Below are 26,066 nucleotides of genomic sequence, written 5' to 3' on the forward strand. Positions count from 1 at the left end.
GGATTGAAAATCGCGGAGTATACCGCAGCACCGCGCTGCGCAGGACACCACGGTGACAGACGTTCCCTTTGCCCCGCTGCCGCTGCAAGGTGCTAGAATTCGTTATCGTTTATTCCCCAAGGTAGCCCTGTAATGTCCTTCGCCGAGCAACTGACCCGCCTGCAAGCCTTCCTCGACGCCGACGAGCTGCACGAAGAAGCGCTGGACTATGTCGCCGCCCACGGCTACCTCACTGCCCTGTCGATCAACGCCGAGGACGTGCCCGAGCGGGAGTGGATCGACGCGCTGTTCGCCGAAGAGCCGCACTACGCCAGCGAAGCTCAGCGCACCGAAATCGAGGCCACCCTGGTGGCGCTGAAAGCGCACATCGCCCGCCAACTGGCCAGCGACGACGAATTCGAGCTGCCGTGCGACCTCGACCTGGGCGACGAGCCGGACGATTCCGACCTGCGCGGCTGGTGCATCGGCTTCATGGAAGGCGTATTCCTGCGTGAAGAGGCGTGGTTCGAAAACGCCGAGGAAGAAGTCAGCGAGATGCTGCTGCCGATCATGGTCGGCTCGGGCCTGTTCGACGAACAGCCAGAGTTCGCCGACATCGCCAGCAACGCCAACCTGCAGGACGACATGATCGTACAGATTCCCGAAGCGCTGACTGCCCTGTTCCTGCTGCTGCACGCTCCCGACGAAAAGCCGGCGTTGCTCAAGCCACGCCACCACTAAGCCGCCTGTGCGCTACCTGCTGCTGGCCGCGGGCTGGCTCAGCGTCGCGTTGGGGGTGTTGGGGATATTCCTGCCGGTTTTGCCCACCACCCCGTTCCTGCTACTGGCGGCAGCCTGCTTTGCCCGCAGCTCGCCGCGCTTTCACCACTGGCTGGTCCATCACCCCAAGCTTGGGCCATGGATCCGCGACTACCTCAGTGGTGAAGGCATACCCCTCAGGGGCAAGGTCTACGCCATCGGCCTGATGTGGGCCAGCATCGGCCTTTCGTGCTACCTGGTACCGCTGTTCTGGGCGCGTGCCTTCATGTTGACGAGTGCCGTGTTGGTCAGCCTGTACATCCTCCGCCAAAAAACCCTGCGCAAACCAAAGTGACAATATTTTGTCGCCAAATATCAAATTTGCCTAACAATCATTTTATTTATCTGAAATGGTTCTGGAACCGTAGGAAACCCTTGTAGTTACTGGATCGAAAGGGTTTTCGGGTGATCGACGCACGATTATTTGGATAAACGCGTTAGACAATTAAACTATTACATGGCACATTGATATGAATAAATCTTCTTATCTATCGCGTTGAATGTACTTAGCTGTGTGGTTAAAAACCTGCAACACTATACGCGATAAATTATCGTCATTTTTTTGGCGAGCAGCAGGATCAATTCCAGGATCAGGGAGATGTACCATGCGCGTTTTGAACCCCATCACCAGTGCATTACTGTTGGCCCTGGCGAGTGCCAACGTACAGGCGATGTCGATGACCGAGGCTGTCCAAAGCGCCGTGGACTACCACCCACAAGTCAGCTCCAACCGTAACAGCAAGCTGTCGGCCGACGAAGACGTGAAGTTCGCACGTGGTGGCTACTACCCGTCCGTGGACTTGGTCGCCGGCTACGGCCGCCAGCGCTCGGACAACGCCACTACCCGTGCCGAAGGTAACCACAACAAGGAAACCCTCAACTACACCCAGTCCGAGCTGCGCCTGCGGCAGATGATCTTCGACGGTTTCAACACCTCGAATGAAGTGGGCCGTACCGAGGCTGTCTCCACCTCTCGCGCCTACTACACCCAGGCAGTGGCCCAGGATGTGGCCCTGCGTGCGGTCGAGGTGTACCTGGAAGTGCTCAAGCGTCGTGAGCTGGTGACCCTGGCCAAGAACAACCTGCAAGCCCACCTGCGGGTCAATGACCAGATCGGCCTGCGTAATGAGCGTGGTGTCGGCAGCACTGCCGACCTCGACCAGTCCCGCGCCCGTCGCGCCCTGGCTGAGAACAACCTGGACACCGCAGAAGTCGACCTGGCCGATGCCGAGGCCAACTTCTTCAGCGTCATCGGCCGCGCACCGGACGAACTGGAAAGCCCGCAGACCATCAAGGGTGAAGTGCCTGTCACCCTCGACGAGGCACGCGACGGCATGCGCCAGAACAACCCGTACATCAAGTCGGCCCAGGCTGACGTGAACGCCGCCGAGCAGCAGTACGAAGTGGGCAAGTCGACCTTCTACCCGCGCTTCGATGCCATTCTGGCGACCGGTGCCAACAACAACACCGGCGGCGAGAAGGGTCACAACAACAACGACTGGCAAGCCGGCGTCGAGATGAACTACAACCTGTTCCGCGGCGGCAGTGACAAGGCTCGCCTGCAGTCCGACGCGCACAAGATCAACCAGGCCCTGGATATTCGCAACAACGCCCTGCGCGAACTGACCGAGAACCTGAGCCTGGCGTGGAACGCCATGAACAACGCCAGCAAGCAGCTGCCGACTGCGCGTGAATACGCCGAAACCACCAAGCGCGTGCGCGCGGCCTACCAAGACCAGTTCGGCCTGGGCCAGCGTACCCTGCTGGACGTGCTGGACAGTGAGAACGAACTGTACAACGCCGACCGCCGCTACACCGAAGTGCGTTACACCGAGGAGTTCTCGCGCTACCGCGTGCTGGCGACCATGGGTGAATTGCTGACCAAGCAGCGTATTTCACTGCCGCCAGAGGCGCTGGCAACGACCGAAGTACGTACCGAGGCGCGCTTGCCAGAGATGCGTTGATCGGGGTGAGAGTACCGGGGCCGCTTTGCGGCCCTTTTGCGTCTCACAGCCGCGTCTTGTAGCCACTTGCCTGCTTCGCGCTATGAGCCTGCCCCACAGGCCCTCCCTGCCCCCTCATCCGTCACCATGGTTACGTTGATACGTCTCCTCGCCCATGGCCCTGATCTGCCCCTCGATCAAAGCCTCGAACGGTGCCAGCAGCGCATCGAAACAGGCCGGCGGCTCCAGCGCGTTCAACGCCCCCACCACCGCCTCGATGGTCGACAACCCTCCCGCTTCCGGCGCCTTGCGCAAGCGATAGCGTGAAGCTGCCACCTGCCCCAGCGTGACCCGCGGCAAGGCCTCCAGCAACGGGTTCAGGTACAGCAGCTTGCGCGCCTTGCGCCAGGTGCCGTCGGGCACGATCAGCAGCAACGGTTTGTCGCGCCCATCGTCATACGCGGTCAGCACCTGGGCGTCGTCGCCGGGGAACAGCAGCGCAGGCCGGTAGCCAGGGGTAGCCAGTAACTGTGCGAGGTCATCGAATACCTCACCTACCCGCAGCTCGGCATTACGCAGGCCAAGGGCGGCCAGCCGGGCAGTATTCAGCGCATGAGCGGTTTCACTGGGGTGCTGCAACAAGATCACCCGGGTACGGCTGTCGAGCGCGGGAATCAGCGGGCATAGGCAATGGTCGAGCGGGCGCTGGCAGCGCTCGCAACGGGGTCTGGGCATGGAGGTCTCCTTGGCGGGGACATTTTGCCACAGAACCTGCACCCGCTCTGCCAGCGAATGGGCCGCAAGGCGGCCCCAGCGCTTTCAGCGGTTGAACCGTTCCGCCAGGCTATGCAGATACTCTGCCATGCGCTCAAGGTCCTGGCTGATCTCCGCACCTTGCCTGGCCTGCCCGGCACTCTGGTCGCACAGCTGGGCAATCCGCACGATCTGCTGGTTGATGTCCTCGGCCACATGGCTTTGCTGTTCCGACGCCGTGGCCATCTGCTGACTCATGCCGGTGATGCGGCTGACCGCCTGGGCAATCCCGCCCAAGGCGGCCTGCACCGCCTCGACACTGTGCACGCTGTCGCGCGATATCTGCTCACCACGGCTGGCAGTACTCACCGCCCGTTCCGCCCCGGCACGCAACGACGCGATGATCTGGTGAATTTCCTCGGTCGAAGCGCGCGTGCGCTGGGCCAGCGAGCGTACCTCATCGGCCACCACGGCAAACCCTCGCCCCTGCTCGCCGGCACGCGCCGCTTCAATGGCGGCGTTGAGCGCCAGCAGGTTGGTCTGCTCGGCAATCGAGGTAATCACGTCGACCACGCTGCCAATCGACTGGGTCTGCTCAGCCAAGGCATTCACCGCCTGACCAATGTCGTTGACCGCATCGCTCATGCTGCCCATGGCTTTAAGGCTCTGCAGCGCCAGCTCGCTGCCCTGCTGCGCCAACTGGTCGGCATCTCCCGCGGCATGCGCCGTGCTCTGCACGTTGTGAGTGACCTGCTGGATGGTTGCCGCCATCTGCGCGATGGCCGTGGCCGACTGGTCGGTCTCGCTGCGCTGGCGGTCGAGCATCTGCGCCTGTGCATCGGACAGGTCGGAGGATTGCGCGGCCCGCGACTTCACCCCAACCCCGGCATCCACCAGGCGCGTCAGGGCCGTTTGCAAGCGGGCCTCCTCACTGATGATGGCCAGATCCAGCTGGCCCTGCAGGCCCGGGTTGTCGCTGTAGGTCAGCGCCACCAGCGGGCTGGTGAAGGCCTTGGGGTGCTCCGCCAGTGTGCGACGGATGGCCTGGTTCTGCCGGTGCTCCACCAGGTACCAGGCCAGCAGCAGGCTGGCCATCAGCACCCCGAGCGCCGCGTAAGGCGGTAGCCACAAGTAGCCCGCTGCCGCCACCAGGCCCGCACCCATCAGTGGCCAGCCGTGACCCAGTCCATGCCCCATGCGGGCTGCCCACGATACCGGCGCGCGACCATCGCGCAAGCGCGCGTACAACGCCTCGGCGCGGCGGATCTGCTCGCGCGTGGGCACCGAACGCACCGACTCGTAGCCGCTGATGCGGCCTTGTTCGTAGACCGCCGTGACATAGGCGCTGACCCAGTAATAATCACCGTTCTTCGCCCGGTTCTTGACCACGCCCATCCACGGCTTGCCCTGCTTGATGGTTTCCCACATGTGGCCGAACACCGCCGGCGGCATGTCGGGGTGGCGTACCAGGTTATGCGGTTGACCGACCAGCTCGTCATAGGTGAACCCGCTGATCGCCACAAAGGCGTCGTTGCAATAAGTGATGCGGCTGTTGAGGTCGGTGGTGGATATCAGCCGTTGTTCGCTGGGGAAGGTTCTTTCGTGCTCAGTGACGGGCAAGTTCATGCGCATCTTGGGCGATCCTTGCAGGATGAAATTAAGGGAAATCATCAGCGCAAGTTGATATGTAGCAGAGCGCTATCAGGTTAGCGGTCTGCTTCTACCGAAATTTAACGCCGCCCGACGGAATACATGACCACGGCGCCACTCAACCCACGTTAAGCTGGCTTTTCAGCAGGTCACGGAAGGTCTGGATCAGCGGTTCGCGACTACGCCCGCGGCGGATGATCAGCGAGAACGGCGCCTGGTAGCCAAAGGTGGACGGCGACAGCACGCGCAAGTCGCCCTTGTCGACCCAGGCCTGGGCATAGTGCTCGGGCAAGTAACCGATATAGGCGCCGGACAGGATCAGGATCAACTGCGCCTCCATGCTCTCCACGGTCGCCGCACTGTGCTTGAACCCATGCCGGGCCAGCTCTGCCTGGCTCCAGTAACCACGCCCGACCATGCGCTGCTGGGTCACCACCTGCTCCGGGATACGCCGTTCGGTATACAACGGGTGGCGGCTGCTGCAGTACAGCCAGTGCTGTTCGCGGTACAACGGCTGGTACAGCAGGCCGCTCATGCGCGAGGAAAACGCGCCGATCGCCAGGTCCAGGCGATTGTCCTGCACGCCCAATTGCAATTCGTACGGGCTGGACACCGACAAGTGCAAGTGCACCGCCGGGTGCTCCTGACTGTAGGCACCGATGGCCTCGGCCAGCGGCAAGGCTCGATCACCGACCGTGGAGTCGATCACACCCAGGTTGAGGGTGCCGCGCAACTCGCCCTTGAGTGCGGCCGCGTATTGCTCGAAACCATCCAGTTCGGCTAGCAGGCGCAGAGTTTCCTGGTGGAACAGCTCGCCCTTGCTGGTCAGGCTGAAACCACCCCGGCCGCGGTGGCACAGCACGATACCCAGCGCGCCTTCCAGCTGGCTCATGTAGGTACTGATGGCCGACGTCGACAGGTTCAGCTCGCGCTGGGCGTTGGCGAAGCCCTGGTGGCGCACAACGCTGATGAAGATGCGCAGCAGTTTCAGGTCGGGCAAGGTCGAGGCCATGGTGCAACGTTTCCACAAGGGTATTGCCGCGCAGTCTAACCGCTCTGCCGGGCTTTAGTTCAGAAATTCCTGAACTAAGTATTTGTCGGTAGCGATTCTTCCCCGGCACTACCTTGCGCAGACTTGGCCGAAATGTCCCTGCCCGCCGGCAAAAGCACAGTTGAAAGGCGCGCGGCGGCACAGGTTCGAACAAACAGAACAATCGACCGACTGATGAGGCCCACCGTGGACAAGACTCTCCACCAACCACTGGGCGGCAACGAAATGCCGCGTTTCGGCGGCATCGCCACCATGCTCCGTCTGCCCCACCTGCAAAGCGCCGAAGGCCTGGATGCCGCCTTTATCGGCGTGCCGCTGGACATCGGCACCTCCCTGCGCTCCGGCACCCGCTTCGGCCCACGGCAGATCCGCGCCGAATCGGTGATGATCCGTCCGTATAACATGGCTACCGGGGCTGCGCCGTTCGACTCGCTGTCAGTGGCCGACATCGGCGACGTGGCGATCAACACCTTCAACCTGCTGGACGCCGTGCGCATCATCGAAGAGGCGTACGACCAGATCGTCGAGCACAACGTCATCCCGATGACCCTGGGCGGCGACCACACCATCACCCTGCCAATCCTGCGTGCGCTGCACAAGAAGCACGGCAAGATCGGCCTGGTGCATATCGATGCCCACGCTGACGTCAACGATCACATGTTCGGCGAGAAGATAGCCCACGGCACCACCTTCCGCCGCGCCGTCGAAGAAGGCCTGCTCGACTGCGACCGCGTGGTGCAGATCGGCCTGCGCGCCCAAGGCTACACCGCCGACGATTTCAACTGGAGCCGCCGCCAGGGCTTCCGCGTGGTCCAGGCCGAGGAATGCTGGCACAAGTCGCTGGAGCCGTTGATGGCCGAAGTGCGGGAAAAAGTGGGTGGCGGGCCGGTCTACCTGTCGTTCGATATCGACGGCATCGACCCGGCCTGGGCACCGGGTACCGGCACCCCGGAAATCGGCGGCTTGACCACCATCCAGGCAATGGAGATCATTCGCGGCTGCCACGGCCTGGACCTGATCGGCTGTGACCTTGTCGAGGTCTCCCCACCTTACGACACCACCGGCAACACCTCGCTGCTGGGTGCCAACCTGCTGTTCGAAATGCTCTGCGTGCTGCCTGGCGTGGTGCGTCGCTAATACCGCTCTACCCCGGCAGGAGCCATGAGGGAGGGCCACTGAGGCCCGCCAACACAAGAAAAGACCGCCGGGCGCCGTGCAAACGCCCGCGTGGTCGATCTCGCCATAATAAAGATAATCGGGAGACCCCCAATGGCCTTGGACATCATTGTTGTAATGATCTACACCGCCGGCATGCTAGGGCTTGGCTGGTATGGCATGCGGCGCGCAAAAACCCATGAAGACTACCTGGTGGCCGGTCGCAACCTTGGCCCGGTGCTGTACATGGGTACCATGGCCACGACCGTGCTCGGTGGCGCTTCCACCGTCGGCACCGTGCGCCTGGGCTACGTCCACGGCATCTCCGGGTTCTGGCTGTGCGCAGCCTTGGGCCTGGGCATCATCGCCATCAACCTGTTCCTCGCCAAACCCTTGCTGCGCCTGCGTATCTTCACCGTGACCCAGGTGCTCGAGCAGCGCTATAACCCTACCGCCCGCCAGGCCAGCGCCGTGATCATGCTGGCCTACGCGCTGATGATCGGTGTGACCTCGACCCTGGCCATGGCCACCGTATTGCAGGTACTGCTGGACCTGCCGTTCTGGGCGTCGCTGATGCTCGGTGGCGGCGTGGTGGTGCTGTACTCGACCATCGGCGGGATGTGGTCGCTGACCCTGACCGACATCGTCCAGTTCGTGATCAAGACCGTCGGCCTGATGTTCATCCTGCTGCCGGTGTGCCTGTACAAGGCCGGTGGCTGGGATACCCTGGTGGCCAAACTGCCGGCGGCCAGCTTCCAGCTGACCACCATTGGCTGGGACACCATCATCACCTACTTCCTGATCTACTTCTTCGGCATCCTGATTGGCCAGGACATCTGGCAGCGGGTGTTCACTGCCCGCGATGAAAAGGTCTGCCAGCGTGCCGGTACTACTGCCGGTGTGTACTGCGTACTGTACGGCCTGGCCTGTGCGGCGATCGGCATGGCAGCACACGTGCTGATGCCCGACCTGGCCAACCCGAACAATGCCTTCGCCGAGATGATCAAGACCACCCTGCCAGATGGCATTCGTGGCTTGCTGATGGCGGCAGCCCTGGCGGCCATGATGTCCACCGCAAGCGCCGGCCTGCTGGCGGCCTCGACCACCGTGACCGAAGACCTGCTGCCCAAGCTGCGAGGCGGCAAGCAGTCGAGCCTGGGCATGAGCCGCCTGTTCACCTTGCTCACCGGCCTGGTGGTGCTGGGCATCGCGCTGATGGTGAATGATGTGATCAACGCCCTGACCCTGGCCTACAACCTGCTGGTCGGCGGCATGCTGATCCCGCTGATTGGCGCCATCTTCTGGAAACGTGCAACCACTTCCGGTGCAATTGCCAGCATGTCGCTGGGCTTTGCCACCGCGCTGCTGTTCATGTTCAAGGATGGGCTGGAGGCCAATACGCCGATCTACTACAGCCTGGCCATTGGCCTGGTGAGCTTTGTGGTGGTGAGCCTGCTGTCGCGCAAGCCGGCGGCCGCGGCGACACTGGCCTGATCTACAACCTGTAGGGGCACACATAAAAAGGCCGCTGCACCCACCCAGGTGCAGCGGCCTTTGGTCTTTCTCAGCGACGGCGCGATTGGCGCTTGCGCTGCTCTTCATCAGTCGGGATCGGCACCGGCTGCAAGGGTGGTGGAATCAGCCCCAAGGCGACCGCCAGGTCGTGGAGCCAGTTAGACAGTGGTTTATTCATAAATGCCCCCTTGACGGGTCAGCCTCACGGCAAATCAATCCTGCGATGTTTCATACAGATCATAGCCCGATGTCCTGTATTACGCATGCCTCTGCTCTTACAGATATGGGCCATTTTGACTCGGATCAAGCCGTGGCGGCGCATTCCGACGACTGGTCAATCGTTTCGCTTTGTTGCAGGTCGATCCAGGCCTGCAAGTTTGCCCCGCGCATACCTTGGCGCCACATCAGCCAAGTGACCGCCTGATCGAACGGCGCTTGCAATGGATGCACCCTTACCCGATCGCGCCCGGGCAGGCTGTCGAGCATCGACCGGGCCATCATAGCCACCCCCGCGCCAGCGATCACGCACGCCAGCATGCTCTGGTACGACTCGATTTCCATTACCCGGCCCATGGGCGTGTGCGCATGGGCATACCAGGCCTCCAGGCGCATGCGGTACGAACAGCCTTGGCGGAAGGTGAACACCGCCTTGCCCGCCACATCCTTGGCGCCGTGCACTGGCGGGTGTTCAGGGCTGGTGATCAGCACCAGTTGTTCATCGCACAACGGTACACCGTCAAGACCGGCCAGGTTGAGCGGGCCGTCCACCAGAGCAGCATCCAGGCTGTGGTTGAGCAGGCCTTCGAGCAATTCACCGCTGGGCGCGGCGCGCACCTGCAGGTTCACTGCCGGGTAAGCCTGGTGGTAACGCGCCAGCAACGCCGGCAGGTGGGTGGCGGCCGTGCTGTACATGGTCCCCAGCACGAAATCCCCGGCAGGCTGGCCGCCACGCACTGCGGCCAACGCCTCGTCGCGCAGCGCTGACATACGGTTGGCGTAGTCCAGCAGCACCTTGCCTGCCGGTGACAATTGCAAACGCTGGCGCTCACGCAGGAACAGCTCGACGCCCAGTTGTTCTTCAAGCTGGCGCAGGCGCGTCGACAGGTTGGACGGTACCCGATGCAGGCGCTCGGCGGCACGGGTGATGGAACCCTCCTCGGCGACCGCCTGGAAGATACGCAGCTGGCTGAACTCCACGGTATTCTCCAAAACAGAACAACTTGATCATCATTATTCAATTTTATTGAAAAAGAAACCGTTCTAACCTGCCGGCCATCGCTTACATACGTGCAGGAGACCCGTCATGTCGCCACTCTCTCAATTGCTGGCCAGCGCTGTAGCGCTGATGATGGCCATGGGTATCGGCCGCTTCGCCCTCACGCCACAACTGCCGCAACTGATCGCCGAGGGCCAGTTCGACCTGACGGTCGCTGGACTGGTGGCGGCGGCCAACTACCTGGGTTACTTCATCGGTGCGGTAGACGCCATGTTCGCCCGCTCCCCCGGCCAGGTGCGCCTGCGCCTGCATGGGGGGCTGTGGCTGTGCGTGGTGCTGACCCTGGCCTCGTGGCCCGCCGACGGTTTCTGGCCGCATCTGCTGCTGCGTTTTGGCACTGGCCTGGCCAGCGCCTGGGTGTTGGTGATGATCACCAGCCTCAGCCAGCAGGTGGCCAATGCCCATAACCGCCAGCGCCTGGGGGCTCTGGTATTCGCCGGGCCCGGCCTGGGGATTGCCGTCACCGGCCTGCTGGCCCTGGTGGCACATGTGCTGGGACTGGGTTCGGCAGCGCTGTGGCTGATCTACGGCATGGCCGCGCTGGCGATGCTGGTGGCCATGCGGCGATGGCTGCCATGTGCGCTGCAAGCGGCGCCAAGCCCAACGCCTGCGCGCCATGGCCCGACCCGCAGTGTCGGCATCGGCCGCCTGGGGTGGGTGTATGCCTTGTATGGCATCGGTTACATCCTGCCGGCCACTTTCCTGTCGCAGATGGCCAACCAGCAGTTCCGCGGGCAGTGGCTGGCCGACCTGTTCTGGCCGGCATTTGGCGTGGCGGCTGCGCTGGGGGTGCTGCTGGTGAGCCTGCGCCGCGGCGGGCACACTTCGGCTTGGCTCACTGCCACCCTGTGGCTGCAGGGGATCGGTGTGCTGGCTTGCCTGATGGGCGGGGGTATCGGGTTGGCGTTGGGCGTGGTGCTGTGCGGCGGGCCGTTCCTGGCCTGCATGCAATTGGTGATGCAACGCTCGCGGGAACTGGCGCCGCATGCCACACAGCGCAATGCCGGGCTGCTGACCGCGTGCTTCGCCCTGGGGCAGTTGAGCGGGCCGTTACTGGCGGCGCTCAGCAGCCACTACAGCGGCGGGCTGCAACCGGCGCTGATGCTGGCGGCGGGTGGCTTGGGAGTGGCTGGCGGGCTGGTGCTGATGGCCGGCAGAACACGGCAGGCTGGTGGCTGCCAGGCCAGGGTCACACCCTGAATAATGATTGTTTGATCCGGCCTCTTCGCGGGCTCACCCGCGAAGAGGCCGGCACACATCACCCGACAAGCCGTCGCAACTGTTGCTTCACCCAAGGTTCGGCACTCACCAGGACCACACCCAGCAACACCATCAACGCCCCCACCACAAAATTCGCGCTCAGCGGTTCATCCAGCAGCAAGACACCAAAGGTCACCCCGAACAATGGGGTAATGAAGGAAAACACCGCCAGGTTCGACGCCAGGTACTTGCGCAGCAGCCAGAACCAGGTGAGGTAGCTGACGAACGACACCACAATCCCCTGGAACAATACACTGCCCATCGCCAGCGGCGTCAGCGACACCGCGCCGATCTGCCCGCTGAGCAGTGCGATCAGCAACAGCCCAGCAAAACCGACCGCCAGCTGATAGAACAGGGTCAAGGTCGCCGGCGCCTCCGACAATCGCGAGCAGCGCACCACCACCGTGGTTGCGCCCCAGGCGAGCCCGGCGATCACGCCAAACGCGTCACCCAGCAAGGTACGACCGTCCATGTGCTCGAATGACATGCCACCGACAAACGCCATGGCAATGCCGCCGAATGCCAGCAGAATCCCCAGCCATTGCAGGAGGCGCAAGCGTTCACTGGCCAACCGAAAATGCAGCCCCAAGGCGGTGAACACGGGCGCGGTGTAGAGAAACACTGACATGTGTGCCGCCGATGTCAGTTTCAGCCCCTCGGCAATGAACAGAAACTCCACCCCGAACAGCCCGCCCGCCACCAACCCGGCGCGCCAGGTACTGCCGACCTGCTCCCAGCCACCCCGCCAGCACAGCATCAGGCCTACCAACACAGCGGCAATGCCATTGCGCAGTGCCGCCTGCATGACCGGGGCGATGTCGACGGCGGCGGTCTTGATCAGCACCTGCTGGCAGCCCCAGATCAGACAAAGGCCCAGCATTACCTGAAAGGCAAAGGCGTCAGGGTTCTTGCGGACCGCGCTCATAGGCGGGCCTCTGGAGTAATCGTAGGCATGGGCAAGACTCGGCAGCGTTCAGAAGCGACCGATTATCGGGTTTTGAACGCTGCACATGCCAGCCTTAAAACGACCTCAAGCAATCTGTGCCTTCGCAGATACCTGTTCGAACGTCGTTTCGTCCAGCGCATCTTCCTGCTCGTCCAGCACCTGGCGCGGGTGCTCGAAGCCGGGGATGCTGCTGTCGATCAGGCTCATCAAGCGCGAGCCGCGTTCGGTCAGGACAAAGTTTTCGCCATTGCCGCCGTCCTCTTCAGGCCGGCATTCAATGAATCCGCGCTCGAATAGCAGCTTTTCATACTCGCATGCGCGGGTTTTCAGATGATCCACGTCACCCACCGGCTCACCCTTGGCGGCCAGTGCGGCGGCGTGCTGCTCGGCATAGGGGCGTGGCGTGAAGCTGTGACCGCCGCCGTTCTGCACCTCGTGCAGCAAGCGTTCGATCAGGTCCCAGTCGTAGACGATGCTCATGGCTGCGGGCTCCTGCTGTGGACGGAAGGGGTACACAGGTTGGGACCAGCCAGGGTTGCCAAGCGTTCAGAAGCGTTCAGCGCTGACGTTGTTGTGCTTGCATGTACTGGCGCAGCAACTGATTGATCCGGGTCTGGTAGCCGCTGCCCTGCTCCTTGAACCAGGCAAGGACATCTGAGTCCAGTCGAATGGTCACCGTCTGCTTGGCGGGAACGCGCAGCTCGGCCTGGCGGAAAAAGTCGTGGTCCAGTTCAGGGATATCTGATGTGTCGATATCCTTGTCGTCCTGTCGAGCCAGGCGGCTCCAGTCAGTTTTCGATGATTTGGTCATAGTACCTGGCCTCCCGTTTGGTGGCTTTTCTTGCAGAAATGATGCGAATCACCTCACCCCGCCTCTCCGTGTACACGACGACACCTATCAGCGCCTTTAGCCATCCTAGGCTAACCCAACGTTCTTCAGCACACTCTACATCCTCATCACGCCGGATCAGCATGGGATGGTTGAACATGTCAGGAACGTCGACAAAGTCGATGCCGTGCTTGCGAATATTGCTCTGATTTTTCTCTTCGTCCCATTCAAAGAACATGGGACGGCCTGTATTTACAGCTGTACATACAATACCCTCTCTTTTCCTTTGAGACTAGAGCGATGTAGCGCGCTGCTCAACGGCTCTGGAGGGATATGGCTGCGTTTCAGAAATGGGCTACGACCATCAAGGAAATCATCCATCGGTCGCAAGCCCTGAACTTCCCTGCACCCACAGCCCTCCACCGGGCACCACCACCGCCGGAGGTTGAAAGGATGAAACCGCTATTGCCCATAGCCTGTGCCACTGCCCTGCTCTGCGCCCTGCCCGCTTGGGCCTGCACACCTGAAGAAGCAACGCAGAAACGTGAGGAGCTGGCCGGGCTGGTTACTCAGTTGACCGAGCAGAACCCGCAAAAGGCCAAGGAGATCAATGACGAGCTTCAGGGAATGGAGCTGGGGACGGCGAGCAAAGACTTGCCCGACAAGTGTCAGCTGATCGACCAGCGGATCAAGGAGTTGAAGCAGGCAGAGAAAAAGGCGGAGTGATCGTTCATCGCCTGCGCCGGCCCTTCGCAGATGCGACCTTGCGTCGCTTCTGCAAAGGGCCGGCGTGAGTTTTATTCAGCAGCAGGCTTGCGCTTCTTCAGCGGCGCCAGGCCGTCAGCACTGGCCAGAGGCGCGTTGGCCTTAGGCTTGGCAGTAGGCTTGCGCTTGGCAGCAGCTTTCTTCTCGCCAGTCTTCTTGTCGACTTTCTTCTTCTTGGCGCCTGCCGCCTTACCCGAAGCCTTGACCTTCTTCGGCCCGCTGTAAGTCCCCTTCACTTCCTTGATGACCCGGCGCTCGAACTGCTGCTTGAGGTAGCGCTCGATGCTCGACATCAGGTTCCAGTCGTTGTGGGTGATCAGCGAGATCGCCAAGCCTTCGCCACCCGCACGGCCGGTACGGCCCACACGGTGCACGTACTCGTCACCGCTGCGTGGCATGTCGAAGTTGATGACCAGGTCGAGGCCGTCGATATCCAGGCCACGGGCTGCCACGTCGGTCGCCACCAGCACCTTGGAGCTGCCCTGCTTGAAGCGCTCGATGGCCAGCTTGCGGTCCTTCTGGTCTTTCTCGCCGTGCAGCACGAAGGCCTTCACATCCTTGGCTACCAGGTGACCGTAGATGCGGTCGGCCATGGCGCGGGTATTGGTGAAGATGATCGCCTTGTCGAAGGTTTCGTTGGCCAGCAACCACTGCGCGATCTGCTCTTTATGCTGGTCGTGGTCAGCGGTGATGATCTGCTGACGGGTGCCTTCAGCCAGCTGCGAGACACTGTTGAGCATCAGGTGCTCTGGGTCTTTCAGCACCTTGCCAATGATGTCACGCAGCGCTGCGCCACCGGTGGTGGCGGAGAACAGCAGGGTCTGTTCGCGGTTCTCGCACTCTTTGCACAGGCGCTCCATGTCTTCGGCGAAGCCCATGTCGAGCATGCGGTCGGCTTCGTCCAGGATCAGCACCTGCACGTGGGACAGGTCGAGGTTGCCGGCATTGAGCTGCTCGAGCAGACGACCCGGGGTGCCGATCAGCACGTCGGGCACCTTGCGCAGCATGGCGGCCTGTTCCTTGAAGTCTTCACCGCCAGTGACCAGGCCCGACTTGATGTAGGTGAACTGCGAGAACAGCTGTACCTGCTTGAGGGTCTGCTGGGCCAGTTCGCGGGTTGGCAGCAGGATCAGTGCGCGAATCTCCACGCGGCGCTCGCGCAGGTCGACCAGACGGTTGAGCAACGGCAACACGAAGGCGGCCGTCTTGCCGCTGCCGGTCTGCGCGGTCACGCGCAGGTCACGCCCTTGCAGGGCCAAGGGGATGGCCGCTGCCTGCACCGGGGTTGGCTCGACAAATTTAAGCTCGGCCACGGCTTTAAGCAGGCGTTCATGCAGGGCGAATTGGGAGAACACGGAGGTAACCTCAGGCTAGTGCGGGAAATTCAGTTGCATAGGGTAACGTTTTCTGCCGCCTTAGCCGAATTTCTTTTGGCAACTTTGTCGCCATCCGCGCTCTAATGGCGCTTCGTTTCGCAAATAGACTGTACGCAAGCCCATGGATATTCAACGAATCTGGCGTGACTCCCTCGACCTGTGGGGCACCCTCGACCAACATCCTATGCTCCATGCAGCCATAGGCCTGGCGGTGCTCCTGCTGATCTCCCTGATCGTGGGGCGGCTGGCACGCTTCCTGATGCTGCACGGTGCCCGCCTGCTGGCCCGCCAGCCTGCGCTGAAATGGCTGGACGACCTGCGCCACAACAAGGTTTTCCACCGCCTGGCGCAAACCACCCCGTCACTGGTGCTGCAGTTCGGCCTGAAGCTGGTGCCTGAGCTGTCCGACACCGCCCAGCACTTCCTCGGCAATGTCGCCCTGGCCTTTACCCTGCTGTTCATGACCATGGCGCTGTCATGCCTGCTGGATGCCCTGCTCGACATCTATGCCCGCACCGAGCACGCCCGCACCCGCTCGATCAAGGGCTACGTGCAGTTGGCCAAGATGATGCTGTGGATCTTCGCCTCGATCGTCATCGTCGCCACCCTGATCGACCGCTCGCCGCTGTTGCTGCTGTCCGGCCTGGGTGCCATGTCGGCGGTACTGCTGTTGGTGTACAAGGACACCCTGCTGTCGTTCGTCGCCAGCGTGCAGCTGACCAGCAACGACATGCTGCATGTCGGGGACTGGATCGAGATGCCGCAGGTAGGCGCCGATGGTGACGTGGTGGACATCACCCTGCACACGGTGAAAGTACAGAACTTCGACAAGACCATTGTCTCGATCCCCACCTGGCGCCTGATGAGCGAGTCGTTCCGCAATTACCGCGGCATGCAGCAGTCCGGTGGCCGGCGCATCAAGCGCAGCCTGTTCATCGATGCGGCCGGGGTGCGTTTTCTCACCCGCGAAGAGGAGCAGCGACTGAGCCAGGTGCAGTTGCTGGGCGACTACCTGGCCGGCAAGCGCCAGGAACTGCAAAACTGGAACGACGCCCTGGGGCCTGTCGCCGAGCTGTCGGCCAACCGCCGCAAGCTGACCAACATCGGCACCTTCCGCGCGTTTGCCCTGGCCTATCTGAAGAACCACCCCAACGTGCACCCGAACATGACCTGCATGGTGCGGCAAATGCAGACCACCGCCGAGGGCGTACCGCTGGAGATTTACTGCTTCACCACGACCACGGTGTGGGCGGATTACGAGCGCATCCAGGGGGACATCTTCGACTACCTGCTGGCGGTGTTGCCGGAGTTTGGCTTGAGCCTGTATCAGCAGCCGAGTGGCAATGACATGCGGGTGGGTTTGGCCGGGCGCTCAGCCCAAGAGCCATTGCCTCGTCGCCTGGAAGAAATGAGCGAGGCTTGAGATTGCCGGGGCTGCCCTGCAGCCCTTTAAGAGCCAAGGCCGCTCCGCAAAGGAGCGGCGGGATGATGGTGTTCAAGGGGTTTTCATCATGCCCAGTTCAGCATCATCCATCAGCGCCTTGGCCAAGGCACAGAGGTAGTGCGAAGCCCAGATTAGCTGAGGTTTGGACTGATCGGAGCCACCGCTGAGCAAGCATTGGACTCCATCAGTGTGCAATTGGCATCTATCTCCGCGACCTCGTCGCGCAGCGTCCGCTTGAACTTCAGAAGGCGATCTTCCGCATCCGGGAACAGGTGTGGCCAACGAAGGAACAAGGTCTTCATTCAGGCAAGAGAAATCGTCTCTGGCGAGGCAGAGCTGCCAAGGCACTTCCTCTCCCCGATCGGCATTCCCCAAGCGAACGAGTCCTGGAGTCAGTTACGGATGTTTCTGGGCTGGTCTGCGACGACTTCGCTGGATACAAGGCCGGTTTTGAACAAGGCATCACTGAAATCGGCTGCATGGCTCATGCTCGCCGCAAGTTCTTCGACCTGCATGTCGCTAACAAAAGCCAGCTGGCCGAACGGGCGCTGCACTCAATTGGTAGTTTGTACGAGATTGAACGCCAGGCTCGGGACATGAGCAACGAAGACCGTTGGCGAATACGTCAGGAAATGGCGGTACGATCAGCAAAACACTGCATATGACGGGATGTTGGCCCAGCGCGACCTGGTGCCCAACGGATCAGCCACAACTAAAGCCCTCGACTACAGCCTGAAACGCTGGGTAGCGCTGACGCGCTACCTGGACGATGGGGCTGTGCCCATCGACAACAACCAGGTCGAGAACCAGATACGTCCGTGGGCACTTGGACGCTCGAACTGGTTGTTTGCGGGATCCCTGCGCAGCGGTAATCGGGCTGCGGCCATCATGAGTTTGATCCAGTCAGCGCGCATGAACGGGCATGATCCATATGCCTATCTCAAGGATGTGCTGATGCGGCTGCCGACTCAGTGGGCTGGAGCTTGGCAGTATAAAAGTCGTTAAGGAAAGCAATATGATCTGGCTAGCCGACGCAAGTAATGCCACCCGACAGCGTGGTGTGAACTCCGTTTGTCTATATACCAATGCCAGGGAATGCGGAAGCCCTCGCCCAGCTCACAAGGTACTACCGTATCGTCGATACAACGTCCTAAGGTCATCCACGCATTTAGTGAAAACTCTGGCTAATCATCACCCGATGCATATCCCCAAGTAAGATCAACCGGCACGCAGGCCAGCCACACAGTTCCATTGCCCAGCTGCACTTTACCGCATACTGCACACCCATCAGTTTTTCACTCGTTACATTATTCATGCTGAGCAAGCTTGACGATTGATCACTAGGCTGTCCGACATGAGCACTACCGGCACGTACCAGCGGCAGCTAGATGTCCTTTAGGAATAGTTTACAAGGCAATCGCACTGAGCGGCAGTGTTTCCAGACGAGGCCGTACATCGGTGTACGCCTCATCTCCGGTCATCGTATAAAGCAACTCCTTCTGTAGCTGCTGGTACTCGAACGAAGTGCGATCGCGTGGGTGCGCCTGTTCAACCTTAACCACCTTAGCGATCCTCCCTGGTCGAGGAGCTAATAGGATAATTCGGTCAGCAACAAAGATGGCTTCCTCGATATCATGCGTCACCAAGACCGTAGTAATACGAGACGTTGCTCTGATCCGCAGGAGCTCTTGCTGCATCTGTGCGCGCGTATGAGCGTCAAGTGCTCCAAAAGGCTCATCCAGCAGTAGAATGCGTGGACTTCCAACAAGGCCGCGCGCAATCGCAACTCTCTGAGCCATGCCGCCTGAGAGTTGGTGTGGGTATCGGTCACCAAAGCCGTCAAGCCCCACGAGCTTCACATGATTGGCAATCATCGATCGTTTTTCGCTATGGCTTAAAGTCTCATTGAGTAGTCCCAGTTCAATGTTCTCGGCCACAGTTAGCCATGGGAATAAACGGTGTTCTTGGAATACCATACTCCGTTCCTGGCCAGTCCCTGTGACTTGCTCACCGCCTACAAAAATTTCACCATCGAAATCAGTGTCCAAGCCTACAAGCATTCGCAACAGCGTTGACTTTCCGCATCCGCTTGCTCCCAAAAGAGCGATCGACTCGCCCTCAGCGATATCCAAGGTGAAGTCCTCGAGCACTTGCAGATCACCTTGATCGCCTCTGAAATTCTTGCTCACATGTTGAAAAGAGACAGAGCCAAAACCTGTATTATCCGATGATGAAAAATTCATTTAAATCTCCAGCTCGAGGCCAGCCTTTCAAATTGATAACCAAGTTTGTGAATGATGGCTCCTGTAATACCAATCAGAACCATAGCAGCCATCACATCATCTATCCGAAATAGCTGTTGAGCAGCGATCATATAGCTTCCGATACCGGAGGTGGTTGTGATGAAATATTCAGCACCGATCGTAGCCAACCAGGCATAGATCAATGACACTCGAAGCCCGCTAAAAACACTTGAAAGAACGCCAGGCAGAATAAGTTTAGTCATTCTATGCCAAAATCTTAAACGCATAACCCTAGCAGCTTCGTTAAGCTGAGGAGACAGATTCGCAACCCCCGCCTGAGTAGCTACGAGCAGCGGTGAAAAACAAGCAAGTGCAATAAACGCAACTTTTGCTTCGTCCCCCAGCCCCAACCAAGCAGTGATTAGCGGTACCCATGCAAAAATTGCCACATGCCGAATAACAGCCAGCACAGGCCCACACGCTCGCTCAACTGTTTTGCTCAGGCCCAAACCCACTCCAGTAAATATACCTAGGCCACCACCAACAAGCAGACCAATCATTGTAAATCGTAAACTTTCATAGAGCGCGTGCGCCATGTCTCCATAGATCACTCCATGCCACAGCTTTATTAAAACCTGAACCGGTGAAACAAGAATATTTGAATTGACCGTACCCAGCTGAACATTTAAAAACCAAATCAAAAACAATAGTGCTGGCAGCACCCAAGGCTCGACATGCTGAAACCCTTTGACGGGCCTACGCTTTAGTTCATAGGTACTGGACTGGGGCCAATGGATGTAAGCTTGATCTACCCAGCTAATCCCCCTGTCCAACGCAATACCGATTACGGCGACAATACAGATACATACCATCACGACATCAAGCATGAACAGTTGTCGCCCCCAAACCATCAGGTAACCTAAACCATCGCTTGAGGCCAAAAGCTCTACTGCTATAAGCGACGACCATGCGGTACCGAGTGCTGTTCTGCACCCTGCAATAACGGAGGGCGCCATGGCGGGTATGATCAGGTATCTCGTTCGTGCGAGAGGAGACAGGCGTAAGACGCTAGATGCCTCTTGCAGGCGGAAAGGAATGTCCCTAACCCCCATAGCTGTGTGGAATGTTATCGGAACAATAACTGCCTTGATTACAACTACTAATTTTAGCGACTCATCGATCCCGAACCACAGCATGAACAGAGGAACCCACGCCAGTGTTGGCACTTGGGCCAAAGACGAAAATATTGGTAGAACCAGTCGCTCAACTCGGCGGCTCAGGCCGATAAGTGTTCCCAACGCCACGCCAGCAAGCAGCCCTGACGACAACCCAATCACCAATCGGCGCAGACTGATAAGAATATGCGTTATCAGATCTTCCGACGTTAGATCCAGGGCGGAGTTCCATACTACAGCAGGTGAAGGAAGCACCTGGCTACTCACCCAGTCATTTACGGAAGCCATTTGCCAAAGGGCTAATAGACACACGGGCAATATCAACGGCGTAAGCCAACGTGCTCTAGACCTGGAAATTGAGATCCCGCTCCGGATAGACGAGTTCTCAAAAATTGATATGGACATCTTTGCTGCCTATCTGGCTGGGCGATGGACTCGAAAAGCAACGCCGAAGGTGGTCGGGCACTTTAATATGCAGCGTCACGCCGATCAATTGCCTTCAATGCATAGAGGTATGCACCCAGCGCATTACACAGTCAGCGAACGCAGTTCGGCGCCTGGTCATATTCTTTCAAAAAACCAATTAAGCTTTCTCGGAAAGGATGTGCTGGTGTTCCTTTTAAGGAAATTATCCCATTAAAGATCTTTCTGTCCTGTTGCTGACTTCGGAAATCGCTTGGCTCGATGAGCTTCAGTAGTTTATTGCTACAGATACCTTCCTCAATTGCCGGAAGCAATGCCGAACACCCTATTGCCTTAGAATTCAACACGACATCCATAACTGAATAGCCGTTTTCACATATGAGGCTTGGTATGTGGTCTGGCTTAGACAAATAATTTGCCAGTAACTCTTTGACCCCTACCGTGCAGGCAACCGGATATTTGAGTATGTTTTCCTTTATGCATTCACCCAGGAAAATGGGGTGATCAACACTGGCGTACAAGCACCATTTTCTGGCTTCAAGGTGGGTGATTTGATAGTTATTATCACCTTCAAAATAAAGTGTATTACTGATAAAGAAGTCAATTTCACCTCTCCCAAGTCGCAAGCTTAGCTCACTCCAATCACCCACCGTTAACTTTGTCTTTGCATGCGGATGTATCTCTAATAATTTTGCAATAGCTTTCGGCACTATAGAGGCTGCAGCGACCGGGCCGCTCCCAAAACTCAGAACGCTTTGGGAATTATTATTAAAGGCTGAAATTCTGAACGCAAGCTCATTGGACTTGCTGACAATTTCATTCGCGTAATCCAATAGCACTTGACCTTGGCGAGTAGGGGGTAAGCCTTTTTTTTCTCTCTGGACAAGCTCGCAACCAACTTGATGCTCTAATGCCTGAATACTTCGACTGAATGCAGGCTGGGATAAGTTCACTGAATGAGCTGCAAGCACGAAACTGCGGTGACTCATCAGTGCAACGAAATGTCGCAAGTTTCTTAACTCAAAATGCATCGTATGCATACCCCTATAAATCATACGCAATTGCGCCGGCATCGAGCGGATCTTAACCTCAAATAACGTTTTATTACAACGAGCGCAATTTTTATTCCTTGGGGATATATGCATATGCAGCATCGATTTAAGCGGCATCTGCTCTGGTCAGTAGCGCTGTTTTCCACATGGCATGTGACTCTCGTGCTCGCGGAGGAGCAACCTGGGACAGTCAGACCTGAAGCAAAAGATGATTCGACTTTGCAAACAGTTGTTGTCAACGCCCGCCGTCGAGATGAAGCCGTGCAGGAGGTGCCTACACCAATCACCACCCTGACTGGTGACCATCTGCAAGAGAATCGAGTGTCTGCGATTCAGGATATTCAAACCCTTGCTCCAAGCGTGAACATGCAGTTCTGGCATGCAGCGCAAAGCAGCCTCTCAATTCGTGGCATCGGCAACAACCCTAGGAACGATGGCCTAGAGGGCAGCGCGGCCGTTTACATTGACAACGTGTACCTCAGCCGAACCGGCATGGCAGCATTCGACCTTTTGGACTTGGAGCAAGTAGAGGTATTACGTGGTGCTCAGGGCACATTGTTTGGGAAAAACAGCACTGCTGGCGTAGTCAACATCCGCACGAAAGCACCGACCTTTTATCCAGAGAACCATCTCAGTGTGTCCACGGGGCAGTATGGGCTGAAGGAGTACCGGGGGAGCTTTTCCGGGCCGCTGACCGAGACGATCGCGGGACGCTTGTCACTCAGCCGCAGCGAAACTGACGGGTTCATAAAGAACGTCTACAACGGTGAATATCAGGGCCGAACCCGTCAAGGCCTTCGAGGCCAGCTGCTGGTAAAGCCTGATGAAGATTTTAGCTTGCGGCTCATTGCTGATTACAACGACGAAGATCTAAATCTGACTCGCTCCTTCCTGAGCTACGGCCCGCTGGCCAGCACCCAGGCACGATACCAACGCGTCGGAGCGTCAGACCCCATTGCCGACCCCAAAAAACTGAAAGTGAACACTGACGGAAAAAATGGCAGCAAAGTCTATCAAAATGCGCTCTCTGCTGAGGCGAATTGGAAGCTGGACGGTGACTACTCGCTGACCTCAATCAGCGCCTGGCGACAGTGGCAGTTCGACCCTTACAACGACGATCTCACTACAGCCCCCGTTTGGTCGAACATGGGAGCGACCGCAAACGCATCGCAGTTTTCCCAAGAGATCCGATTCGCATCGCCAAAGGATGACGCCTTCGACTACGTTGTAGGTGCTTATTACTTCAAAGGCAACGTAGGAAATAACTTGTTCTACAACTACGGCCCTCAAGCTGATGCTTGGTTTGGACTGCCTGCAGGCGCATTGAGCAACGTCAGTTCAAGGATGCCTTCTAGAGTATCCACAGACAGCTACGCCTTATTTGGTCAGGGTACTTGGCATTTGGATCCCCAGTGGGATTTAACACTTGGGCTTCGCGGTACCTATGAGGAGAAGACGGGTCGCGTGAAGCGCTATTCGCCGGACGGCAGCCCGGTAACGGGCGCTGCGCTGGCAGCCAGAAATGCGAGATTGGGTGCTTATGACTCGGGGAATCTCAAAATTTCCGGTAGCAGTCCATCGGTGTTGATCTCACTCAGCTACAAGGCGAACCCAAATCTGCTGATCTATTCAAGCCTAACACACGGTGAGAAGTCCGGGGGCATCAACCCCACCGTACCTAACAATGGAGCTTCAACGCTGTTGATCGGCCCTGAGCGAGCCAACGATGCGGAAATAGGCTTCAAGCGTACACTGTGGGACGAGCGCGTAACATTTAACGCCAATCTATTCTGGACTTGGATTTCAGGCTACCAGGCAACGTCTTGGGATCGCGAAGCGAACACTAGCTACCTCAGTAACGTCGGCAGTGTAAGGAGTCGCGGCGTCGAATTTGAGACCACTATCGCGCCAGTCAAAGGACTGACGCTCAACGCCAACGGCTCATTGATTGACGCAATCTATATGGACTACCAAGATGGACAATGCCCACCCGAAACACCTGGTTCTCTCTGCAATCTAACAGGAAAGCGCGTTTCGGGATCACCGCGTCAAATCTTTAACGCGAATGCTCGATACCAATGGGCACTGGATTCGGGAGTCAAACCGTACGTAAATGCATCATATTCTTACAGAAGCAAAAGCTTCGGAACCGCTGATGATTCTGACTACGGCGTCATCCCATCCTACAGCCTTACTAACCTATCGGGAGGCGTCCGTGTCGATGATGGAGATGCTCAGTGGGATATTTCTCTGTGGGTGAGAAACGTGTTCGATAAGTTTTATTACACCAGCGTAGCGACCGGAGCTGGCAACATTTTCGCAGGTACAATTGGTGACCCTCGTACTGTTGGTGCGACCGTGTCATATGATTTCTGAACAAAGTGACTGGATAATGAGAAAATTTTTAGGGGTCTCAACGCATTTTGTCGCAGCTGCAGTAATTGCTCTGCAGAGTGCATGGTTCGCACCTGTCTACGCCGCAGATACAGCGCCAACTGTCATCAGGCTCGCGGCTCCAGACAACGGCCTTGGTGGGAAGGAACACTTCAATGGCGGAGTCGCAGATGTGTTGGTTTGGCGGCATCTGCTCGAAGAGGAATTCAAGCGAGATGGGATCAATGTAGAGTGGCATTTTTTCAAGGCTGCGGGCCCGGCAATCAACGAGGCATTTGCCAACAAGCAAATTGATTTCGCCTTTTATGGTGACTTACCAGCCATCATTGGCCAGGCCAATGGGCTTCAAATCAAACTGCTTGCGGCCACGGGGCGCCAGGGCGCTGCCTACCTCGGCGTTCGATCAGGCGTCGAAGTCAAGTCACTGCAAGACCTGAAGGGTAAGACGATTGCGGTTTTCCGTGGCACAATTTTTCATTTATCACTGGTTAACGCACTGGCATCCGTCGGGATGTCAGAGCGCGATCTCCGGATCGTCAACATGGATCTCGCGGCTTCCACTGCCGCACTTTCTACTGGCCGAGTGGATGCAGTCTGGGGATCAAGCAATCTCTATGAGCTTGAGGACAAGGGGCTAGCTCACGTTGCTTTCTCAACTAGCGATCTGGGTGGCGTAGGCGCTATTCAGAGCGTACTGGTTGGTAGTGACGCCTTCGTGAATAGCTACCCACAAATCACTCGCCGTCTCCTGAGGGTTTTCCTAGGTGGGTATGACTGGATGAGTGAGCATTCCAATCGACAAATCTATCTAAGTGAGGCCGCGCGGCGTTCGGGGTTCACTCAGCGCCAAGTCGATCGCATGCTGGGTCAGGTAAGTTTCGCGGAAACCATGAAACCTGATCTGGATGACTCATTCATCGAGTCCCTCGACAAGCAGGTTTCACTTGCGAAGGAGATGCGATTGATAAGAAGGTCGTTTAGTGCCGTTGAATGGGCAGATCAGAAAACCCAGCAGGAGACCAAGGTGCTCCCGCGTGACGACATCGTAAAAGCGATCACTCAGTAAAACGCTGGGCCCCACTGGGGCCCCTTCTCATGATTGCAGCACGCATCTAAAGCCGATGTGACTTGTAGGACTGTCGACCGCTTGAGGATGTCGAGCAGCAGGTCGGTACCTCTGGCAGTAGTTTGGGGCGCACAAATGTGACCCCCCCTTGATAACCTTTCTTGGTACTGTACTCGGATCAAAGGGATCAAGGCTGAGACGCTTCAGCATTTCATCAGTGGAGCAGCAAGACCTCATTGGGTGGTTAGTAGCTACATTCCACCAATCAGACGTCCACTCCCACACGTTACCTATCATGTCTACCAGATCGAATCCGTTTGGGGGAAATGCCCCTACAGGTGACGTCCTAAGCCAACCATCAGTCAGGTCGTTTTCATGTGGAAAGGCGCCCTGCCAGAAGTTAGCCATCATTTTGCCGCCTGGGGCTAGCTCATCTCCCCATGCGTACTCCGAATCGGCCAAGCCCCCCCTTGCCGCGAACTCCCACTGGTCTTCTGTTGGTAGTGCCTTTCCAACCCATGTCGCATAGGCAAGTGCATCTTCGTATGCAATGTGAACAACCGGATGGTCAAGTAGGTCATCAATTCCGCTACCAATACCCAGCGGCGCCCGCCAGTAGGCTCCTAATCGATATTCCCACCACGTCCCTGAGTCAGAGGCCAGCTCGGTGAATACAGCAGATCCCGCCCCGAAGCACTTGGTGGTCTCCTCTCTAGGGCCCCTTTCCGCAAAGGTGACATAACCTGTTGCGGTTACGAAGGTCTGAAAATCCAGGTTCGTGACAGGATGGCGATCAATCCAGAAATCTCGCACAGAGCGCTCTGTTCTGGGCCTCTCCTCTGGATAGAACAGATCACTACCCTTCACAAACCCTCCTCCCCTAATGAAGCGCATCTCCTTCGTTTTGGGCAGTCCAGTAGAGCTGTCTTGGCTTAGCGTCATATCGAATAAC

The 26,066-nt window shown here is 58.3% G+C and carries 24 protein-coding genes and 2 pseudogenes; 11 read left to right on the top strand and 15 right to left on the bottom strand.

The genetic code is table 11. The features are described 5' to 3' along the window. Window positions 1–132: 132 nt before the first annotated feature. The 3 genes from DMX11_RS06165 (at window position 133) to DMX11_RS06175 (ending at window position 2,762) form a co-directional block, all read left to right on the top strand. A complete protein-coding gene (locus DMX11_RS06165; RefSeq protein ID WP_110743685.1) occupies window positions 133–720 on the top strand; it encodes a YecA family protein in 588 nt (195 codons plus the stop codon). Window positions 721–727: 7 nt separating this feature from the next. After that, window positions 728–1,093 carry a YbaN family protein gene (locus tag DMX11_RS06170; protein WP_110743686.1) on the top strand — a complete coding sequence of 122 codons (366 nt, stop codon included), beginning with the start codon at window positions 728–730 and terminating at the stop codon, window positions 1,091–1,093. A gap of 310 nt (window positions 1,094–1,403) precedes the next feature. Continuing rightward, window positions 1,404–2,762, top strand: a complete 1,359-nt coding sequence (locus DMX11_RS06175; RefSeq protein ID WP_110743687.1) for a TolC family outer membrane protein — start codon at window positions 1,404–1,406, stop codon at window positions 2,760–2,762. 114 nt (window positions 2,763–2,876) lie between these two features. On the opposite strand, the gene DMX11_RS06180 is transcribed toward DMX11_RS06175, so the two are convergent. The 3 genes from DMX11_RS06180 to DMX11_RS06190 form a co-directional block, all read right to left on the bottom strand. After that, a complete protein-coding gene (locus tag DMX11_RS06180; RefSeq protein WP_110743688.1) occupies window positions 2,877–3,476 on the bottom strand; it encodes a tRNA-uridine aminocarboxypropyltransferase in 600 nt (199 codons plus the stop codon). A gap of 84 nt (window positions 3,477–3,560) precedes the next feature. Continuing rightward, complete coding sequence (locus tag DMX11_RS06185) at window positions 3,561–5,126, bottom strand: PAS domain-containing methyl-accepting chemotaxis protein (RefSeq protein ID WP_110743689.1); 1,566 nt, start codon at window positions 5,124–5,126, stop codon at window positions 3,561–3,563. A gap of 136 nt (window positions 5,127–5,262) precedes the next feature. Then, a complete protein-coding gene (locus DMX11_RS06190) occupies window positions 5,263–6,156 on the bottom strand; it encodes a LysR family transcriptional regulator (protein ID WP_012273604.1) in 894 nt (297 codons plus the stop codon). Window positions 6,157–6,381: 225 nt separating this feature from the next. Here DMX11_RS06190 and speB point away from each other — a divergent pair, with 225 nt between their 5' ends. Then, window positions 6,382–7,332 carry an agmatinase gene (gene speB / locus DMX11_RS06195; protein ID WP_110743690.1) on the top strand — a complete coding sequence of 317 codons (951 nt, stop codon included), beginning with the start codon at window positions 6,382–6,384 and terminating at the stop codon, window positions 7,330–7,332. Between the two features lie 132 nt (window positions 7,333–7,464). Beyond that, window positions 7,465–8,844, top strand: a complete 1,380-nt coding sequence (locus DMX11_RS06200) for a sodium:solute symporter (RefSeq protein ID WP_110743691.1) — start codon at window positions 7,465–7,467, stop codon at window positions 8,842–8,844. 70 nt (window positions 8,845–8,914) lie between these two features. On the opposite strand, the gene DMX11_RS26170 is transcribed toward DMX11_RS06200, so the two are convergent. Beyond that, entirely contained in the window at window positions 8,915–9,043 is a 129-nt protein-coding gene (locus DMX11_RS26170; protein ID WP_256122388.1) for a PA1414 family protein, read from the bottom strand. 125 nt (window positions 9,044–9,168) lie between these two features. Further along, window positions 9,169–10,062, bottom strand: coding sequence for a LysR family transcriptional regulator (locus DMX11_RS06205; protein WP_110743692.1), 894 nt, complete (start codon window positions 10,060–10,062; stop codon window positions 9,169–9,171). A gap of 106 nt (window positions 10,063–10,168) precedes the next feature. Between DMX11_RS06205 and DMX11_RS06210 the strand changes: the two genes are divergently transcribed. After that, a complete protein-coding gene (locus DMX11_RS06210; RefSeq protein WP_110743693.1) occupies window positions 10,169–11,341 on the top strand; it encodes an MFS transporter in 1,173 nt (390 codons plus the stop codon). A gap of 58 nt (window positions 11,342–11,399) precedes the next feature. Here DMX11_RS06210 and DMX11_RS06215 read toward each other — a convergent pair whose 3' ends face one another. From DMX11_RS06215 to DMX11_RS06230, 4 genes are all read right to left on the bottom strand, one after another. Then, entirely contained in the window at window positions 11,400–12,326 is a 927-nt protein-coding gene (locus DMX11_RS06215; protein ID WP_110743694.1) for a DMT family transporter, read from the bottom strand. Between the two features lie 105 nt (window positions 12,327–12,431). Then, entirely contained in the window at window positions 12,432–12,827 is a 396-nt protein-coding gene (locus DMX11_RS06220; RefSeq protein WP_110743695.1) for a transcriptional regulator, read from the bottom strand. A 76-nt stretch (window positions 12,828–12,903) separates the two neighbouring features. After that, window positions 12,904–13,158 carry a BrnA antitoxin family protein gene (locus DMX11_RS06225; RefSeq protein WP_110743696.1) on the bottom strand — a complete coding sequence of 85 codons (255 nt, stop codon included), beginning with the start codon at window positions 13,156–13,158 and terminating at the stop codon, window positions 12,904–12,906. Then, a complete protein-coding gene (locus DMX11_RS06230) occupies window positions 13,136–13,414 on the bottom strand; it encodes a BrnT family toxin (protein ID WP_110743697.1) in 279 nt (92 codons plus the stop codon). Before DMX11_RS06230 ends, DMX11_RS06225 begins: the two co-directional genes overlap by 23 nt. Before the next feature lie 215 nt (window positions 13,415–13,629). On the opposite strand from DMX11_RS06230, the gene DMX11_RS06235 reads away from it, so the two are divergent. Then, window positions 13,630–13,902 (top strand): hypothetical protein, encoded by a 273-nt coding sequence (locus DMX11_RS06235; RefSeq protein WP_110743836.1) that lies wholly within the window; start codon window positions 13,630–13,632, stop codon window positions 13,900–13,902. 71 nt (window positions 13,903–13,973) lie between these two features. Here DMX11_RS06235 and DMX11_RS06240 read toward each other — a convergent pair whose 3' ends face one another. Beyond that, a complete protein-coding gene (locus tag DMX11_RS06240; protein WP_110743698.1) occupies window positions 13,974–15,296 on the bottom strand; it encodes a DEAD/DEAH box helicase in 1,323 nt (440 codons plus the stop codon). A 142-nt stretch (window positions 15,297–15,438) separates the two neighbouring features. On the opposite strand from DMX11_RS06240, the gene DMX11_RS06245 reads away from it, so the two are divergent. Continuing rightward, on the top strand, window positions 15,439–16,740 hold the full coding sequence (locus DMX11_RS06245) for a mechanosensitive ion channel family protein (RefSeq protein WP_110743699.1): 1,302 nt from the start codon (window positions 15,439–15,441) through the stop codon (window positions 16,738–16,740). A 72-nt stretch (window positions 16,741–16,812) separates the two neighbouring features. Here DMX11_RS06245 and DMX11_RS25850 read toward each other — a convergent pair. Then, window positions 16,813–16,920: pseudogene (locus DMX11_RS25850) on the bottom strand (DUF3077 domain-containing protein); the annotation flags it as partial. 254 nt (window positions 16,921–17,174) lie between these two features. On the opposite strand from DMX11_RS25850, the pseudogene DMX11_RS06255 reads away from it, so the two are divergent. Beyond that, a pseudogene (locus DMX11_RS06255) lies at window positions 17,175–17,766 on the top strand (IS66 family transposase); the annotation flags it as partial. Between the two features lie 401 nt (window positions 17,767–18,167). Here the strand turns inward: DMX11_RS06255 and DMX11_RS06260 are convergent. From DMX11_RS06260 to DMX11_RS06270, 3 genes are all read right to left on the bottom strand, one after another. Next, entirely contained in the window at window positions 18,168–19,004 is an 837-nt protein-coding gene (locus tag DMX11_RS06260) for an ABC transporter ATP-binding protein (protein WP_110743700.1), read from the bottom strand. Then, a complete protein-coding gene (locus tag DMX11_RS06265; RefSeq protein ID WP_256590513.1) occupies window positions 19,001–20,467 on the bottom strand; it encodes an ABC transporter permease in 1,467 nt (488 codons plus the stop codon). The genes DMX11_RS06260 and DMX11_RS06265 overlap by 4 nt, the downstream gene beginning before the upstream one ends. 248 nt (window positions 20,468–20,715) lie before the next feature. Beyond that, window positions 20,716–21,675 carry a LysR family transcriptional regulator gene (locus tag DMX11_RS06270; RefSeq protein ID WP_158286154.1) on the bottom strand — a complete coding sequence of 320 codons (960 nt, stop codon included), beginning with the start codon at window positions 21,673–21,675 and terminating at the stop codon, window positions 20,716–20,718. 72 nt (window positions 21,676–21,747) lie between these two features. Here DMX11_RS06270 and DMX11_RS06275 point away from each other — a divergent pair, with 72 nt between their 5' ends. Together DMX11_RS06275 and DMX11_RS06280 are read left to right on the top strand one after the other, a co-directional pair. Next, the gene (locus DMX11_RS06275; RefSeq protein WP_256590514.1) at window positions 21,748–24,030 is read left to right on the top strand and encodes a TonB-dependent receptor; all 2,283 of its coding nucleotides are present in this window, start codon (window positions 21,748–21,750) and stop codon (window positions 24,028–24,030) included. Then, entirely contained in the window at window positions 23,987–25,114 is a 1,128-nt protein-coding gene (locus DMX11_RS06280) for an ABC transporter substrate-binding protein (protein ID WP_146230341.1), read from the top strand. Before DMX11_RS06275 ends, DMX11_RS06280 begins: the two co-directional genes overlap by 44 nt. A gap of 27 nt (window positions 25,115–25,141) precedes the next feature. On the opposite strand, the gene DMX11_RS06285 is transcribed toward DMX11_RS06280, so the two are convergent. Further along, complete coding sequence (locus tag DMX11_RS06285) at window positions 25,142–26,056, bottom strand: formylglycine-generating enzyme family protein (protein ID WP_218278944.1); 915 nt, start codon at window positions 26,054–26,056, stop codon at window positions 25,142–25,144. Between the last annotated feature and the right edge of the window lie 10 nt (window positions 26,057–26,066).

The sequence above is a fragment of the Pseudomonas sp. LB-090624 genome, assembly GCF_003205205.1.
In the GTDB taxonomy this organism is placed as follows: domain Bacteria; phylum Pseudomonadota; class Gammaproteobacteria; order Pseudomonadales; family Pseudomonadaceae; genus Aquipseudomonas.

Bases quoted from the DNA above. Each gene is read 5' to 3' on its own strand.
- DMX11_RS06200 (WP_110743691.1), top strand. From the start codon at position 7,465: ATGGCCTTGGACATCATTGTTGTAATGATCTACACCGCCGGCATGCTA.
- DMX11_RS06175 (WP_110743687.1), top strand. From the start codon at position 1,404: ATGCGCGTTTTGAACCCCATCACCAGTGCATTACTGTTGGCCCTGGCG.
- DMX11_RS06220 (WP_110743695.1), bottom strand. From the start codon at position 12,827: ATGAGCATCGTCTACGACTGGGACCTGATCGAACGCTTGCTGCACGAG.
- DMX11_RS06210 (WP_110743693.1), top strand. From the start codon at position 10,169: ATGTCGCCACTCTCTCAATTGCTGGCCAGCGCTGTAGCGCTGATGATG.
- DMX11_RS06185 (WP_110743689.1), bottom strand. From the start codon at position 5,126: ATGCGCATGAACTTGCCCGTCACTGAGCACGAAAGAACCTTCCCCAGC.
- DMX11_RS06230 (WP_110743697.1), bottom strand. From the start codon at position 13,414: ATGTTCTTTGAATGGGACGAAGAGAAAAATCAGAGCAATATTCGCAAG.
- DMX11_RS06225 (WP_110743696.1), bottom strand. From the start codon at position 13,158: ATGACCAAATCATCGAAAACTGACTGGAGCCGCCTGGCTCGACAGGAC.
- DMX11_RS06180 (WP_110743688.1), bottom strand. From the start codon at position 3,476: ATGCCCAGACCCCGTTGCGAGCGCTGCCAGCGCCCGCTCGACCATTGC.
- DMX11_RS06275 (WP_256590514.1), top strand. From the start codon at position 21,748: ATGCAGCATCGATTTAAGCGGCATCTGCTCTGGTCAGTAGCGCTGTTT.
- DMX11_RS26170 (WP_256122388.1), bottom strand. From the start codon at position 9,043: ATGAATAAACCACTGTCTAACTGGCTCCACGACCTGGCGGTCGCCTTG.
- DMX11_RS06165 (WP_110743685.1), top strand. From the start codon at position 133: ATGTCCTTCGCCGAGCAACTGACCCGCCTGCAAGCCTTCCTCGACGCC.
- DMX11_RS06245 (WP_110743699.1), top strand. From the start codon at position 15,439: ATGGATATTCAACGAATCTGGCGTGACTCCCTCGACCTGTGGGGCACC.
- DMX11_RS06265 (WP_256590513.1), bottom strand. From the start codon at position 20,467: ATGGCTTCCGTAAATGACTGGGTGAGTAGCCAGGTGCTTCCTTCACCT.
- DMX11_RS06260 (WP_110743700.1), bottom strand. From the start codon at position 19,004: ATGAATTTTTCATCATCGGATAATACAGGTTTTGGCTCTGTCTCTTTT.
- DMX11_RS06235 (WP_110743836.1), top strand. From the start codon at position 13,630: ATGAAACCGCTATTGCCCATAGCCTGTGCCACTGCCCTGCTCTGCGCC.
- DMX11_RS06215 (WP_110743694.1), bottom strand. From the start codon at position 12,326: ATGAGCGCGGTCCGCAAGAACCCTGACGCCTTTGCCTTTCAGGTAATG.
- DMX11_RS06285 (WP_218278944.1), bottom strand. From the start codon at position 26,056: ATGACGCTAAGCCAAGACAGCTCTACTGGACTGCCCAAAACGAAGGAG.
- DMX11_RS06190 (WP_012273604.1), bottom strand. From the start codon at position 6,156: ATGGCCTCGACCTTGCCCGACCTGAAACTGCTGCGCATCTTCATCAGC.
- DMX11_RS06270 (WP_158286154.1), bottom strand. From the start codon at position 21,675: ATGCCGGCGCAATTGCGTATGATTTATAGGGGTATGCATACGATGCAT.